The organism is Bacillus mycoides (assembly GCF_000832605.1).
GTDB classification, from domain to species: Bacteria; Bacillota; Bacilli; order Bacillales; family Bacillaceae_G; genus Bacillus_A; species Bacillus_A mycoides.
In genome coordinates this window covers 4,110,711-4,125,959 of the sequence record NZ_CP009692.1, presented here as the reverse complement: position 1 = coordinate 4,125,959, position 15,249 = coordinate 4,110,711, and the positions used below count along the sequence as shown (strand labels likewise).

Annotated in this window: 17 protein-coding genes and 1 pseudogene; 17 read left to right on the top strand and 1 reads right to left on the bottom strand. The window is 36.7% G+C overall.

The window, feature by feature from the left end; translation table 11 throughout:
- Window positions 1-135: 135 nt before the first annotated feature.
- Window positions 136-1,101: a flagellin N-terminal helical domain-containing protein gene (locus BG05_RS22915; RefSeq protein WP_033733856.1), complete on the bottom strand. Its 966-nt coding sequence runs from the start codon at window positions 1,099-1,101 to the stop codon at window positions 136-138.
- Window positions 1,102-1,347: 246 nt separating this feature from the next.
- Here BG05_RS22915 and BG05_RS30130 point away from each other — a divergent pair.
- The 17 genes and pseudogenes from BG05_RS30130 (at window position 1,348) to BG05_RS30125 (ending at window position 15,227) form a co-directional block, all read left to right on the top strand.
- A pseudogene (locus tag BG05_RS30130) lies at window positions 1,348-2,136 on the top strand (lytic transglycosylase domain-containing protein).
- Window positions 2,137-2,356: 220 nt separating this feature from the next.
- Window positions 2,357-2,581, top strand: coding sequence for a flagellar motor switch protein FliN (locus tag BG05_RS22900; protein ID WP_002186233.1), 225 nt, complete (start codon window positions 2,357-2,359; stop codon window positions 2,579-2,581).
- Window positions 2,582-2,595: 14 nt separating this feature from the next.
- Window positions 2,596-3,582, top strand: coding sequence for a flagellar motor switch protein FliM (gene fliM / locus BG05_RS22895; protein WP_002186232.1), 987 nt, complete (start codon window positions 2,596-2,598; stop codon window positions 3,580-3,582).
- A 10-nt stretch (window positions 3,583-3,592) separates the two neighbouring features.
- Window positions 3,593-3,952, top strand: a complete 360-nt coding sequence (gene fliN, locus BG05_RS22890; RefSeq protein WP_002011996.1) for a flagellar motor switch protein FliN — start codon at window positions 3,593-3,595, stop codon at window positions 3,950-3,952.
- 12 nt (window positions 3,953-3,964) lie between these two features.
- Window positions 3,965-4,285 carry a hypothetical protein gene (locus tag BG05_RS22885; protein WP_000121176.1) on the top strand — a complete coding sequence of 107 codons (321 nt, stop codon included), beginning with the start codon at window positions 3,965-3,967 and terminating at the stop codon, window positions 4,283-4,285.
- On the top strand, window positions 4,282-5,040 hold the full coding sequence (locus BG05_RS22880) for a flagellar type III secretion system pore protein FliP (protein ID WP_002186230.1): 759 nt from the start codon (window positions 4,282-4,284) through the stop codon (window positions 5,038-5,040). The genes BG05_RS22885 and BG05_RS22880 overlap by 4 nt, the downstream gene beginning before the upstream one ends.
- A gap of 33 nt (window positions 5,041-5,073) precedes the next feature.
- Entirely contained in the window at window positions 5,074-5,349 is a 276-nt protein-coding gene (locus BG05_RS22875) for a flagellar biosynthetic protein FliQ (protein WP_002011993.1), read from the top strand.
- 15 nt (window positions 5,350-5,364) lie between these two features.
- Entirely contained in the window at window positions 5,365-6,126 is a 762-nt protein-coding gene (locus tag BG05_RS22870) for a flagellar biosynthetic protein FliR (RefSeq protein ID WP_001055697.1), read from the top strand.
- Between the two features lie 10 nt (window positions 6,127-6,136).
- Entirely contained in the window at window positions 6,137-7,183 is a 1,047-nt protein-coding gene (gene flhB / locus BG05_RS22865; protein ID WP_002186227.1) for a flagellar type III secretion system protein FlhB, read from the top strand.
- A 23-nt stretch (window positions 7,184-7,206) separates the two neighbouring features.
- Complete coding sequence (flhA, locus tag BG05_RS22860) at window positions 7,207-9,273, top strand: flagellar biosynthesis protein FlhA (protein ID WP_016126746.1); 2,067 nt, start codon at window positions 7,207-7,209, stop codon at window positions 9,271-9,273.
- Window positions 9,274-9,287: 14 nt separating this feature from the next.
- Window positions 9,288-10,598 (top strand): flagellar biosynthesis GTPase FlhF, encoded by a 1,311-nt coding sequence (flhF, locus tag BG05_RS22855; RefSeq protein ID WP_002126640.1) that lies wholly within the window; start codon window positions 9,288-9,290, stop codon window positions 10,596-10,598.
- A gap of 43 nt (window positions 10,599-10,641) precedes the next feature.
- Window positions 10,642-11,415: a flagellar basal-body rod protein FlgG gene (locus BG05_RS22850; protein ID WP_003188445.1), complete on the top strand. Its 774-nt coding sequence runs from the start codon at window positions 10,642-10,644 to the stop codon at window positions 11,413-11,415.
- Window positions 11,416-11,661: 246 nt separating this feature from the next.
- Window positions 11,662-12,960 (top strand): NtaA/DmoA family FMN-dependent monooxygenase, encoded by a 1,299-nt coding sequence (locus BG05_RS22845; protein WP_002186221.1) that lies wholly within the window; start codon window positions 11,662-11,664, stop codon window positions 12,958-12,960.
- 177 nt (window positions 12,961-13,137) lie between these two features.
- A complete protein-coding gene (locus BG05_RS22840) occupies window positions 13,138-13,974 on the top strand; it encodes a TrmB family transcriptional regulator (RefSeq protein ID WP_002186219.1) in 837 nt (278 codons plus the stop codon).
- Window positions 13,964-14,692, top strand: coding sequence for an AzlC family ABC transporter permease (locus BG05_RS22835; RefSeq protein ID WP_002186218.1), 729 nt, complete (start codon window positions 13,964-13,966; stop codon window positions 14,690-14,692). The genes BG05_RS22840 and BG05_RS22835 overlap by 11 nt, the downstream gene beginning before the upstream one ends.
- Window positions 14,683-14,994 (top strand): AzlD domain-containing protein, encoded by a 312-nt coding sequence (locus BG05_RS22830; protein ID WP_002186217.1) that lies wholly within the window; start codon window positions 14,683-14,685, stop codon window positions 14,992-14,994. Before BG05_RS22835 ends, BG05_RS22830 begins: the two co-directional genes overlap by 10 nt.
- Before the next feature lie 62 nt (window positions 14,995-15,056).
- The gene (locus BG05_RS30125; RefSeq protein ID WP_002011981.1) at window positions 15,057-15,227 is read left to right on the top strand and encodes a DUF3951 domain-containing protein; all 171 of its coding nucleotides are present in this window, start codon (window positions 15,057-15,059) and stop codon (window positions 15,225-15,227) included.
- Window positions 15,228-15,249 lie beyond the last annotated feature (22 nt).

Genomic DNA, 15,249 nt, shown 5'->3' with positions numbered 1-15,249 from the left:
AATAAGCCCTGATCGCTTCTAAATATGGCTGGAGCTTCTCTCCAGGCTAAAAAGAAATCTATTAATCTATTTATATAGAAAAAATAAACCCCTTCACAAGCAGAGAGGTTTGTTCATGAAACTAACTCAAATGGCTTATTGTAATAATTTAGAAACCATTTGTGGAGTTTGGTTTGCTTGAGAAAGCATGCTGATACCAGCTTCGTTCAAGATTTTGAACTTAGTCATTTCAGACATTTCTTTCACCATGTCAGCGTCTTCGATTTGAGAAGCAGAAGATGCCATGTTAGAAGCTTGGTTATTTAAGCTTTCTACATTGAAGTCTAGACGGTTTAATGTAGCACCTAAATCAGCACGGCTACCTGCGATAGATGCGATCATACCATCGATAGCTTTAATTGCATCGTTAGCATTATTGATAGCAGTAGTATCATCTTCAGTTCCAGCAGTGCCTGCGTTTGTTGCTGAGATAGAAATTTGGTTAAGTTTCTTTTCATTACCTTCTAAATTAGCACTTGTAACATTTGCTAGTTTGATATCGATAGTGCCGTTAATAGCAGGTTTTGTAGTACCAGGATCAGTACCAGTACCAGGATCAGTACCAGGATCAACAACAGGAGCTGCTGATCCTGTTGCAGCAGTTGCTTGTCCATCATCATAACTATGGATTTTAATAAATCCATTATCACCATTTAATAATGTTTTTCCGTTAAACTGAGTGTTTGTTGAAATGTAATCAATTTGATCTCTTAATGCAGAAAATTCTTTTTCTAGTGCACCACGGTTTTCGTTTGTGTTTGTACCGTTGGCAGATTGAACTGCTAGGTCACGCATACGAAGTAAGATGTTAGATACTGAGTTCATTGCTGAATCAGCTGTACGAATCATAGAGATACCATCTTGTGTATTACGAGATGCAACACCTAATCCGTTTTCTTTTGCACGCATACGAGTAGCGATTGCAAGTCCAGCTGCATCGTCAGCTGCACTGTTAATACGTTTACCGCTTGATAAACGGTTCATAGAAACATTCATTTTGTCTTGGTTTTGACGCATGTATTCTTGCGTAAGCATGCTATTAATGTTTGTATTGATTCTCATGTGAAGAACCCCCATTTTTTTATATTGACTTTTCTACAAATTGAAAAACGGTAATATGCGAAAAAATCGATTTCGAGATTTATTGTAAGCCTTGCTACAAAGGGTGTCAACTAAAAATTCGAATTAATAAATATAAAAAAATAACGGTTTAACAATATAGTCATTTTTTTATTGCAAAGGATTATTGCAAACTTAAAAAAAAAACTCTAATATTAGATTATCTTTGTTTATCGAAAAGGTGATATTATGGTAGTTGGAAATATAGTAAAAGAAGTTCTTGCATATAAAAAAGGACAATTTCAGCAAAAATTAAGTAGTCCGCAGGCGTTCGTTAGTAGTCGTTTTCAAGATCAATTGCAAAGTGAACCTGCGAAGGAGACGAAGGTTGCTCCGCAAACGGCAAAAGTAGAGGATATGAGTCAGCCGGTACAATCTATGAAAATAGAAACGGTTGTTAATAAACCGGAAGAACCTATTAATAAAGTAGTAGAGGAAACGAGTAAGCCTGAGGAGAAAGCTGAAACGAAGAAAGTAGATGAAGTGCAAGTTGCACAAAAAGAGTTTGAGCGACGTTTCCCAGAAACGAAAAATGAGCCTGCTGATACGTGAGGATTAACGAATAAATATAATATTCAGAAAATACGTTATTCAAATGAAGGTAAGTATGAGGATATTATTGATCGCGTAAGTAATACATATGGAATTCCGAAAACGTTAATTCAAAAAATGATTGAAGTCGAGTCTAATTTTAATCCGAAAACGGTGTCACATGCAGGAGCGATGGGGCTTATGCAGCTTATGCCAGCAAATGTGAAAGAGATGGGTATAAAAAATCCATTTTCACCAGCTGAAAGTATTGAAGGCGGTGTGAAAGAGTTAAGCGGTTATTTAAAGAAAAATAACGGTGATCTCGTACTAGCGATTGCTTCTTATAATGCTGGTCCTGGTAATGTGAGAAAGTACGGAGGCGTACCGCCATTTAAAGAAACGCAAGGATATATAAAGAAAATATTGAATATAGACGTTTCGAAATAAGAAATTTCATTTATATATAAAGTGAAACTTTAATCAGTGGGGGTTTTGTTCATCCCCCACTGATTATTAGTTGAACCAATCGGGCTTTTACGGGCAGTTGCCCCTCCGCCTAACTTCTTTGCTTTCGCTGAATTTTGAGGTAGGGGTCTTACTGCCCGTTAATGCGGGATAAATAGAGAATATGAAATTTTCGTTAACATGATATGGGAGTTGGCTAGATTTGAAATTACAAGATGATATTCCGTTAACAATTTATTTTGAAATCGGAAATACAAAAAAGAAAATTGAAGATCTGCTTCATATTACGAAAGGTACATTGTATCGTCTTGAAAATTCAACGGAAAATACGGTGCTTATTATGCTTGAGAATGAAGAGATTGGAACCGGAAAGATTTTGACGAAGAATGGAAAAATGTACGTTGAAATTGTTGAATTGAAAAGGTAGGGAAGGGGATTTTCATGAGTGGCGATAAATTAAGTCAAGAGCAAATGGATGCCCTACTGAAGGCGGTAAATGAAGGCGAGGAAATGCCAGCTTTCGCACAAGAAGCAGGGAAGCAAGATAAATTTCAAGAGTATGATTTTAATAGACCGGAGAAGTTCGGTGTTGAGCATTTACGTAGTTTGCAAGCGATTGCGTCTACTTTTGGCAAACAGACGTCACAGACGTTGTCAGCGCGTATGCGTATTCCAATTGAACTAGAGCCTTCGACCGTTGAGCAAGTTCCGTTTACGAGTGAGTATGTGGAGAAAATGCCGAAAGATTACTATTTATATTGTGTTATTGATCTCGGCCTTCCAGAGCTTGGAGAAATTGTAATTGAAATTGATTTAGCGTTCGTTATTTATATTCATGAATGCTGGCTTGGCGGAGATAGTAAGCGTAACTTTTTAATGCGTAGACCGTTAACGGCGTTTGAGTTTTTAACGCTTGATAATATATTTGCTCTTCTTTGTAAAAATTTACAACAATCATTTGAAAGCGTTGTTGCGATTGAACCGAAATTTGTAACGACGGAGACAGATCCGAATGCGCTGAAGATTACGACAGCGAGCGATATTATTTCACTATTAAACGTAAATATGAAAACGGATTTTTGGAATACGACAGTTCGTATCGGTATTCCGTTCTTATCTGTTGAAGAAATTATGGATAAGTTAACGTCTGAAAATATTGTCGAACATTCTTCAGATAAGCGTAAAAAGTATACGTCTGAAGTAGAAGTGAAAGTAAATCAAGTGTACAAGCCTGTTCACGTTGCGATTGGTGAGCAGAAGATGACAATGGGCGAGATTGAGCAAATTGAAGAAGGCGATATTATTCCGCTTCATACAAAGGTTTCAGACCAACTACGTGGTTATGTAGATGGAAAGCATAAATTTAATTGTTTTATCGGGAAAGATGGAACGCGTAAGGCGCTCCTATTTAAAAGTTTTATAGAGTAGGAGGATCCATATGAAGCATGAAGTATCTCCTGTGTCATTAATGGGATTAGAAGAATTTGCAGGGAAGCGAAATGAAGCGGGGAAGGCACATATTGATACCGTTTCAGACATTTCGATTGAACTTGGAGTAAAGCTTGGGAAGTCATCTATTACGCTTGGTGATGTGAAGCAGTTAAAAGTTGGCGATGTTCTTGAAGTAGAGAAAAATTTAGGACATAAAGTAGATGTATATTTAAGTGATATGAAAGTCGGTATTGGTGAGGCAATCGTAATGGACGAGAAGTTTGGCATTATTATTTCTGAAATTGAAGCTGATAAGAAACATGCAGCGCTTATGAAGGCACAAAATCAAATGCAGGATAAAGAGTAGAGGAGGAGTCATATGTCGTATATGACGACCTTATTTCAAGTCGTTTTACTGTTTGGTGCGCTCGGCTATGGTGCATATTATATGACGAAAAAGACGCGCAAACAGCAGTTTTTTAAGCAAGGTGAAAATGGACACATTCAAGTGAAAGACGGTGTTTATTTAAATCATCAAACGAGCGCCTTTTTATTTGAAGTGGACGGAAAGCAAGTGTTCACTGTTATTAGTAATAACGGTGTACAATCTGTGCAGTTAACAGGAACAGGAAATCAGTTTCAACAAGCGTTAGAAGACGCGGTGAAGAGTGAAACGAAAAAAGTAGAGGATCCATCATGAGAATAAAGAAACAGTTATCGTTATTTGCCGTTATTTTCGCATTTTCTATTATTTTTTCATTTGTTTTTGTAAATCCAGCGTATGCAGCCCCGAACGGCTTTATTAATTTCGAAAATGGAAAAGAGTTTACGAGTAATTCAAGTGTACAACTATTCGCGCTCGTTACCCTTCTATCATTATCTTCTTCTATCGTTCTTTTATTTACGCATTTTACTTATTTTATGATTGTTCTTGGGATTACTCGTCAAGGGCTTGGGGTTATGAATTTACCACCGAACCAAGTGCTTGTTGGACTCGCATTATTTTTATCGCTGTTTACGATGCAGCCAGTGCTTGGTCAATTAAAGAGTGATGTGTGGGACCCGATGACGAAAGAAAAAATAACAGTAAGTCAAGCTGCGGAGACGACAGCTCCGATTATGAAAGATTATATGTCGAAGCATACGTATAAGCATGATTTGAAAATGATGCTGAAAGTGCGCGGAGAAGAGTTGCCGAAAGATTTAAAGGATCTTTCACTGTTTACGCTTGTGCCATCCTTTACGTTAACGCAAATTCAAAAAGGTTTACTTACAGGGATGTTCATTTATTTAGCGTTTGTCTTTATTGATTTAATTATTAGTACACTTTTAATGTACCTTGGGATGATGATGGTACCGCCGAGTATTTTAAGTTTACCATTTAAAATACTCGTTTTCGTATATTTAGGTGGATATACAAAAATCGTCGATATTATGTTTAAGACGGTCGCCTGAAGCGTTTGATGCTATGTGATAGGAGTCATATAAATGAATACGTCACCAATTATAGATATTTTCCAAACCTTTTTTTATAAAGGGGTTATGATTTTAATGCCGATTGCCGTTGTAAGTATGATTGTCGTTATTATTATCGCGGTTATTATGGCGATGATGCAAATTCAAGAGCAAACGCTGACGTTTTTACCGAAAATGGCGAGTATTGTGCTCGTTATTATCATTTTAGGTCCGTGGATGTTTCAAGAGTTAACGATGCTTATTTTAGATTTATTTGATAAAATCCCATCGCTATTGCGTTCGTACTAAGATAGGTGAACTGAAATGAATATGGAATTATGGGCGGCGACGTTTTTTGCGTTTTGTCGCATTACTTCATTTTTATATTTTCTACCGTTTTTCTCAGGCCGATCAATTCCGGCGATGGCAAAGGTTACATTTGGACTCGCTCTTTCGATTACAGTGGCAGATCAAGTGGATGTCTCTCACATAAAGACAGTTTGGGATGTAGCAGCTTATGCAGGAACGCAAATTGTAATTGGATTATCACTTTCAAAAATTGTAGAGATGCTGTGGAACATTCCGAAAATGGCAGGGCATATTTTAGACTTTGATATCGGTTTATCACAGGCGAGTTTATTTGATGTAAATGCAGGATCACAGTCCACTTTGCTATCAACAATTTTTGATATATTTTTTCTTATTATTTTTATTTCACTGGGCGGCATTAACTATTTCGTTGCCACGATTTTAAAGTCGTTTCAATATACAGAGGCGATTTCAAAATTGTTGACGACTAGTTTTTTAGATAGTCTACTTGCAACGTTATTATTTGCAATTACATCAGCGGTTGAAATTGCTTTGCCACTTATGGGCAGTCTATTCATTATTAATTTCGTCCTTATTTTAATCGCAAAAAATGCACCGCAATTAAACGTTTTTATGAATGCGTACGTAATTAAAATAACGTGTGGTATTTTGTTTATTGCGATGAGTGTACCGATGCTCGGTTATGTGTTTAAAAATATGACAGACGTATTACTGGAAGAGTATACGAAACTATTTAACTTTTTCTTAACGAAGTAGGGGGACGCGCATGGCAAAGGATAATAAAACAGAAAAGGCCACCCCGCAGAAGCGTAAAAAATCGCGTGAAGAAGGGAATATCGCCCGGAGTAAAGATTTAAATAATTTATTTTCCATACTTGTATTAGCAGTTGTCGTTTACTTTTTCGGAGATTGGCTCGGCTATGAGATTGCACATTCCGTAGCGGTACTGTTTGATCAAATTGGAAAAAATACAGATTCGACCGAGTATTTTTATTTAATGGGTATATTACTTCTGAAAGTATCGGCTCCTATATTAATACTTGTATATGCTTTTCATTTGTTCAATTATATGATTCAAGTTGGTTTCTTATTTTCTTCTAAAGTACTTAAGCCGAAAGCATCACGTATTAATCCGAAAAACTATTTTACGAGATTGTTTAGTCGTAAAAGTTTAGTAGATATTTTGAAATCACTATTTTATATGGGATTAATCGGTTACGTTTCGTACGTTCTCTTTAAAAAGAATTTAGAGAAAATCGTTAGTATGATTGGATTTAACTGGACAGCGTCACTTACTGAAATTATTAGCCAAATTAAATTTATCTTTTTAGCCATTTTAATTATTTTAATCGTTCTTTCTATTATTGATTTCATTTATCAAAAATGGGAGTACGAACAAGATATTAAAATGAAAAAAGAAGAAGTGAAACAAGAGCATAAAGATAATGAAGGGGACCAGCAAGTAAAGGGGAAACGAAAAAACTTTATGCATGCTATCTTGCAAGGGACAATTGCGAAGAAGATGGATGGCGCAACGTTTATTGTGAACAACCCGACGCACATTTCAGTTGTGCTTCGTTACAATAAACAAGTTGATGCAGCGCCTATTGTCGTTGCAAAAGGGGAAGATGAGCTCGCATTATATATACGAACGCTTGCCCGTGAACAAGAAATACCAATGGTAGAGAACCGTCCGCTCGCTCGTTCTTTATATTATCAAGTCGAGGAAGATGAGACGATTCCAGAAGATTTATATGTAGCTGTAATTGAAGTTATGCGCTATTTAATTCAAACGAAAGAACTTGAAGTATAATAGCGCGTTTGGAGGGGATCTCTTTGTTTAAGATGGATTCTGCAAGAACCTATTTTTCTATCTTTTTAGCAGCGTCATTCGTTGTGGCGCTCTTAATTCCACTTCCACCATTTATACTTGATATCGTTATCGTTTTTCTACTAAGTATGTCAGTGCTTATTTATATGCGAGCTACAAGTATTAACGAGTGGGATGAATTAAAGTCATTTCCGACGATGTTGTTATTAATCGGGATTTTCCGCGTATCGATTAACGTTTCGACGACGCGAGCGATTTTAACAGACGGAAATGCGGGTCATGTTATTGAAGAGTTCGGCCAGTTCGTAATTGGCGGAAACTTATTAATTGGTATCGTTATTTTTATAGTATTAATCATATTCCAGTTTATCGTTGCAAACGGTGCGTCTCGTACAGCTGAAGTAGCAGCTCGTTTTACACTTGATTCTTTACCAGGGAAACAAATGTCTATCGATGCTGACTTGAATCAGCGTCTTATTACAGAAAAAGATGCACAGGCGAAACGAAAAAAATTAAATATGGAAACAGAGTTTTACGGAGCGATGGATGGTGCCGGAAAGTTCATTAAAGGGGACGTTATTTTCGGGATTGTCATTTTATTCGTAAACATTATTTTCGGCTTAATTGTTGGTATGATGCAGCAAGGAATGAGCTTTGCAGATGCGGCTATTCACTATACACAGTTAACTGTCGGTGACGGAATTGTAAACCAAATCGGTTCGTTAATGCTTGCGATTTCAACAGGTATTATCGTAACGCGTGTATTTGACGGTTCAGCTGATACAGTAACTGAAGGAATCTTTAAAGAGTTATTAGAGCATGAAGTTGTTGTATATGCACTCGGTGGTTTATTTATCGCAATGGGTGTTTTTACACCGTTACCATTTCTACCCTTTGCTCTCGTTGGAGGCACGATTGTTTTCTTAGGAGTTCGTAATAAAAAGCGAATAAAGAAAGAAAAAGAAGACGAGCTTCAAAAAGAATTAGAAATGATTCAAGGCGAGGATGAGCAATTACAGCAAGTGGAAGATTCATTCGGCGTCTTTACGGATAAATATCCAATTATTGTAGAGCTCGGTTTAGATTTAGCGGCACTTGTAAAGCAGAAGATTAACGGGGAAACAGCTCGAGATAAAGTTGTTCTTATGAGGAAGTCAATTATTACCGACCTTGGAATTAACGTTCCGGGAATTAACTTTAAAGATAATACGAGCTTTAGACCACGCGGACGTTACATTATTCGTATTAAAGGTGCGAAGGCGGCTGAAGGTGTTTTAAAATCAGGTTATTTATTAGCACTGAAAACACCGAATGTAATGGCTGATTTAGATGCAGAGCCGGCGAAAGATCCAATTTTTGGTGAAGATGGATATTGGATTTTGGAGCATATGGTACAAGATGCACAAATGAAAGGCTATCAAGTGTTAGAGCCGCTCAGCATATTAATTACGCATTTAGATGTTGTCGTTAGACGTAATCTTCATGAGTTAATTCAGCGTCAACATGTGAAAGACTTGATTAACTCGCTTGAAACTGATAATGGCGTTTTATTAGAAGAAATTAAGAAGAAAGAAATCGATTTATCACTCGTGCAAAATGTTATTAAACAACTGCTGAAAGAAGGAATTTCAATTCGTGATTTACCAACAATTATTGAAGGTATTATTGACGGGAAAGAAATTTATCAAAACCATGTTGATGGTGTCACTGCATTTGTTCGTGAATGTATTTCAAAAGTTATTTGTGAGAGTGCGAAAAATCCTGATGGAAAAATTTATGCAGCGCTTTTCGCTGATTCAATCGAGTTAGATGCGGATGTTGTTAATAATTCATACCAAGGTTATTTATTAAACTGGGATTTAGATTTAGAAACGCGAGTAGTAGAGCAAGTACAGCGCGTTTTCAAACAAGCGCGTTTAATGGGAAGAGAGCCAGTATTATTAACACGCAGAAAAGATTTCAGATTTGCGATTGTGAGACTTCTTGAACGTTATCAAATAGAAGCTAAAGTATTATGTATTAGTGAATTGGCACCAGAAATTGTTGTAGATCAAATTGCTTATATTGAATAGTAGGGGGTGAAGTAATGGAAAGTACAGAAAAAAAAGAAGCATTAATGCGAATAAAAGCAGCTTCGAAAAATGAATTGTATCGAAAATTATTTGACCAATATGGTACAGATTATTACTACGTTGTCGATGAAAGTGTAAAACGAAATATCCCGTTTTTTTGGAAAAAAAATTATGAAATGTTAGTCGCTTTTCCTGAAGATAAACAGGCTGAAAATAGCGAAGGAACAACTCAATTTCATGAACAATTAATGGATGTTGTAGGTGAACCTTCAGAAGAAATCGTGAAGGTGAATGGAATTCAATCGGTCTTGCACAATTTAGAAAACGTAACGACTTCTATGTCATACGCAGCGATGCAAACAGGGAATAGTGAAGAATGGGCAAGAAAAAAAGAGAAACTATTACAACTGTTTGAAAAAGGTATTGTCGTTGTGAAACGTACGGAGGAGACGAAAGTAGCTAAAAAACAGCCTGTTGTGAAACAAGCTATTTCTGTAAAGAAAGAAGAAGTAGTTATAAAAAAAGAAAAACAGGAATCTGTACCATTTATTATTCAAAAAGTAATTCGGATGTTAGAACAAAACGATGTGGAACAATATTTCATTCATGCATATGCTGAAAAATTAAAAGTGAAGTTTGAGAATGCAACGATGATTACAGAAGAGGAAGTCATCGGATACATATTGGAAGATATGAGATCTCATTTCAATACTGAAAACGTATTTGAAAAAGAAGTACAAACGATTGCATTAATAGGTCCAACTGGTGTTGGAAAAACGACGACACTTGCGAAAATGGCATGGCAGTTTCATGCTAAGAGAAAAACAGTTGGTTTTATTACGACGGACCACTCTCGCATTGGAACAGTGCAGCAATTACAAGATTACGTAAAAACAATTGGGTCAGAAGTAATCGCTGTGCGAGATGAAGCAGCTATGACAAGGGCACTCAGTTATTTTAAAGAAGAAGCGCGCGTCGATTATATATTAATAGATACAGCCGGTAAAAATTATCGTACGTCAGAGACAGTTGAAGAGATGATTGAGACGATGGGACAAGTAGAGCCAGACTATATTTGTTTAACGTTATCAGCTTCCATGAAAAGTAAAGACATGATTGAAATTATTACGAACTTTAAAGATATTCATATAGATGGTATCGTGTTTACGAAATTTGATGAAACAGCGAGCAGTGGTGAATTGTTGAAAATTCCAGCTGTATCATCAGCTCCAATTGTATTAATGACAGATGGACAAGACGTGAAGCAACATATACATATCGCTACAGCTGAACATTTAGCAAAACAAATGTTACAAACATCGTAAGAAAAGAGGTGAAGAATAAGGCACTTGCCTTATTCAAACGAGTATGAACGGTCTTTATATAGGTTCTATGGGTATGATGAATTACATGCAGCATATTAATGTTCATTCGAATAACGTCGCAAATGCCCAAACGACAGGATTTAAAGCAGAAAACATGACGTCTAAAGTATTTGATGTGCAAGACACATATCGCCGCGGAGACGGATCGGCGACAAATATCGGCTCGGTCGATTACGCTGTCGTACCAGCTGCGACGCATGTGAACTTAGTACAAGGAAATGTACAAATGACAAATAGTGCTACAGATTTCTTTTTAGACGACGGTGCGGCTGGCACATCATCATTTTTCGTTACATCTAAAAATGATGAAAGATTTTTAACGAGAGACGGTAGCTTTACATTAAATAGTGATCGTTATTTACAAACAGCATCTGGTGCTTTCGTAATGGGTGAGAATAATGAACGTATTCGTATTCCAGAAGGAGCAAAGGTAGCTGTACAAGCAGACGGTACATTATACGATGAAGTAACACAAAATAATATTGCCCGTCTGCAAACGAAAACAGTAGACGTAGAAACGAACGCTCGCCTCGTACAACGTGAAAATAAAAGTTTTACACTAGCAGAAGGAAACGTTGCTGATTTACCGAATGGAACAGGGGCAGTACGTAATCATATGCTAGAAAATTCAAATGTGGATATGACGAAAGAAATGGCTGACCTTATGACGAATCAAAAAATGATTCAAGCATCGCAGCGCATCATGACTTCGTTTGATAAAATTTATGAAAAAGAAGCGAATGAAATATTGAGATAAAGGACTTCCAATTAGTGGTGGTCTTTTTTTTATCCCGCAAAAGCTCGATTGGTGAAGGCTAATAATCAGAGGATGGGAGCTCCTCCTCTGATTAAAGTTTCACTTTATTGTTGCTTTTATTATAGTTACACCATAAAAATGATAATGATTATCAATATCATTTTATCTTTAATAAGAATAGAAGCTGTGAGGGTCGTATCATTTGTTTAACTAGGTAAATTAAAAATAAGGGGAAGGTGTGTACATATGTCTACAAAAAAACAGCTTTGCATTGGACTATGTTTGATTTCTAGAAAGAAAGAACAAGAGAGTATGTTTAATTCAGGGATAGATGAACAAGTAGAGTTGGCACTACAGGCAGAAAAGGCCAAGTTAGATTTTGTTTTTAAAGCGGATTATTTAGTGGCACATCCAGATTTAATTGCACGTAATAAGGGGAATGTAATTTTAGATCCAACACTATTGTTTACTGCTATTGCTTATGCAACAGAAAAAATTGGAGTCGTTACGACCGCTTCAACATCATTTTATCCACCATATATACTAGCGAGGCAACTACAATCTTTAAATTGGATAAGTAACGGCCGAGTAGGATGGAACATTGTCACATCAATTGATGGTGCTGAAAACTTTGGTGAGGCAGGGATGCCACCATCTGAGGAACGATACGCGAAAGCGGCAGAATGTACAGAGTTAGTAAGAAAACTTTGGAGGAGTCATCCTTATGAAGTTTTAAAAGAAGACAACGCAGATGTAATTAGAGAGATGGTACAGCCAATTGAGCATCGTGGTGAGCATTTTGAGGTGAAAGGTCCACTTAATATCCCGCAACATATTTCTGGGGAAATGCCTTTATTTCAAGCGGGTGCTTCAGAGTCAGGCCGGAATTTCGCGGCTTCTGTTGCAGATGCGATTTTTGCCGCAATGCCAGATGTAGAATCAGGAATCGAACTTCGTCAAGATTTAAGAAGAAGAGCAGAAAAGCATGGCCGAAAGCAAGAGGATATACGTGTATTGCCTGGTTTATATTTCTTTATTGGTGATTCATATGAAGAAGCACTAGAAATGCACAGGCAAGCTCATCAACATCTTACAAAAGAGAAGAGGTACGCTTTACTTGAAATGGTTCTCGGGTTAGACGTTAGAGGGATACCGTTAGAAAGTAAGGTTACTGAACATATGCTACCAAGTAGAAATCAAGCTGTACGTAGTAAAACACATGCCGAATTATTACGGAATTTCATCATAAAAAATGAACCAACTGTTGAGCAAATACTAGAACGACCAGAAGTTGTTGGTTCTGCTCATTGGGTCGCTATAGGCACACCACAAGATGTTTGTAAGCAAATTATGGAAAGATTTGAAGCAGGGGCACTAGATGGATTTATTGCAATTCCAGGGGGACCTCCAAAATCATTGGATTTATTCTTTAGTGAAGTCATTCCTTTATTCGTGAGAGCAGGTGTATTTAGAGAAGAGTATACAGGTTCAACCTTACGTGAGCATTTGGAGGGTAATATATCAAATGCTCTACAGTTGAAATAATTCATTATGCACAAAAAGCCTTTCAAAAGAAGGCTTTTTATTTCGAATAAAAATTCGGAATTGTCAGTTGACTTGTAGAGGCTTCTTTTTTATATTAGTAGGTATAGCAATAACTACTAATGGAAAGTGAAATCGTAGTTTTGAAATTAGAGCTATATAAATTGTGAGGGGTTACCGATGGATGAAATAATAAAGGAGTTACAAAAGTTAGGTTTTTCCCAGTACGAATGTAAAGCGTATATTGGACTATTAAAACATTATCCAGTAACAGGTTATGAAGTGAGTAAACAAACAGGCGTACCTCGTTCGATGATTTATGAAGTACTTGGCAAGTTGATGGATAAAGGAGCGGTGCATATCGTTCCTTCTGAACCAGTGAAATATGTACCAGTGCCAGCTACGGAATTAATGGATCGAATGCGAAAAGATTTTGAAAAGTCCTTTGAATTTTTAGACCGAAAATTAAATTGTTTAGAACAAGAGCGACAAATTGATGTAATTTCGCATATTCGCTCAAATGATCGTGTTTTGAAAGAAATATGCAATATAATTAATAGAGCAAAGGAAGAGTTATGGATTTCTGTATGGGAAGATCAAGTGCGTGAGATTGAACCGCTTATTCATACAAAGGAAGCGGAAGGAGTACATATATTTTCAATCTTATTTGGTGCCCCAGAAACAAAAATAGGAGCGACATTTCATCATAATTATATGACGCCTCACGTTGTTGAAAAGAGAATGGGTGGTCATTTAACTGTTATCGCACGTGATGGGGAAGAAGTATTAATTGCTAATTTTTCAAATGATAGCACTTCATGGGCCGTTACAACGTACGATCCAGCTTTAGTTCTCGTTGCTACAGAATATGTTCGGCACGACATTATGGTGGAAGAGATTACGAAGGAGTTTGGAGCTGATAAATTAGATACATTATGGCGTGAAAACATAGATTTAGTTCATGTCGTAACAGGAAAACGTACTATGGAAGAAATGGAGGGAGATAATGGTGAATAAAGCTCAAGCACATATGACACTGCAGAGCGATGATTCATTTCAGCAAGGTGTAAAGGATTGTTTACCAACTGTATTTGGATATTTGAGCATCGGTATAGCGGCTGGTGTTATTGCGAAAACAGCAGGTTTCTCGATCATAGAAATTGCTTTTATGTCCACATTAATTTACGCAGGTTCTGCTCAGTTTATATTAGCGGGTATGTATGCAGCGGGTGCCCCAGCCTCGGCAATTATTTTTACTGTGTTCTTTGTTAATTTACGTCACTTATTAATGAGTGCTGCACTCGCACCTTACTTCACCAAGATACCTCTTTTTAAAAATTTAATAATTGGTTCGCAAATTACAGATGAAACTTTCGGCGTTGCAGTGCAACAAGCAGCACAAAAAGGCTATTTAGGCGAGAAATGGATGTTGGGACTTAATGTAACAGCATATTTAAATTGGATTTTAGCTACAGTTCTCGGAGGGCTTTTTGGAGAGTGGATACCAGATCCTCATACGTACGGAATGGATTATGCGTTACCAGCGATGTTTATCGGATTATTTGTACTTCAGCTAATAAGTAGTAAACCGAAACTAGCCATTCATCTAAGTGTTGCAATTGTAGCGATTATTATCGCATACGTTTCACACTTATTTATGCCAGATAGTATAGCAGTTATTATCGCAACACTTTTAGCTGCGACAATCGGGGTGGTGATTGAAAAATGGAAGTAAGATTGGACGTATTATTCCTTTTACTAGCAGCCGGAGTTGTCACACTCGTACCACGTATTTTACCTCTTCTCGTATTTAGTAAACTACAAATTCCAGACTGGGGTTTAAAATGGTTAAATTACATACCAATTGCGATTTTAGCAGCACTTTTAGCACAAGTATTATTTATGCATGAGACAGTGCAGTGGGATTATATCATTGCGGCAATTCCTACATTTTTCGTAGCGATATATACTCGTAGTTTATTAGGAACAGTATTAACAGGAGTCATTGTAATTATTTTGTTACGTTTATTTTTCTAAAAAGGATTCAGCTCATATAATAGCGAAAGGTGTAATAACATGAAATATATAGGGGTGGTGTTATGATACTTTTAACGATAGGAGCAATATTGTTAACGTTGTTTATTTTTTTTATTATCGGCTTTATTACGTTTATGATGTTTGTTGATAAGGCGACACCTCAAATTTATTACACACCTTGTGAAACTATGACAATAAAATCTAAAGGTAAAAATAGAAGGAAGAAAAGTTGATGTTGGGCTTTTCTTCCTTTTA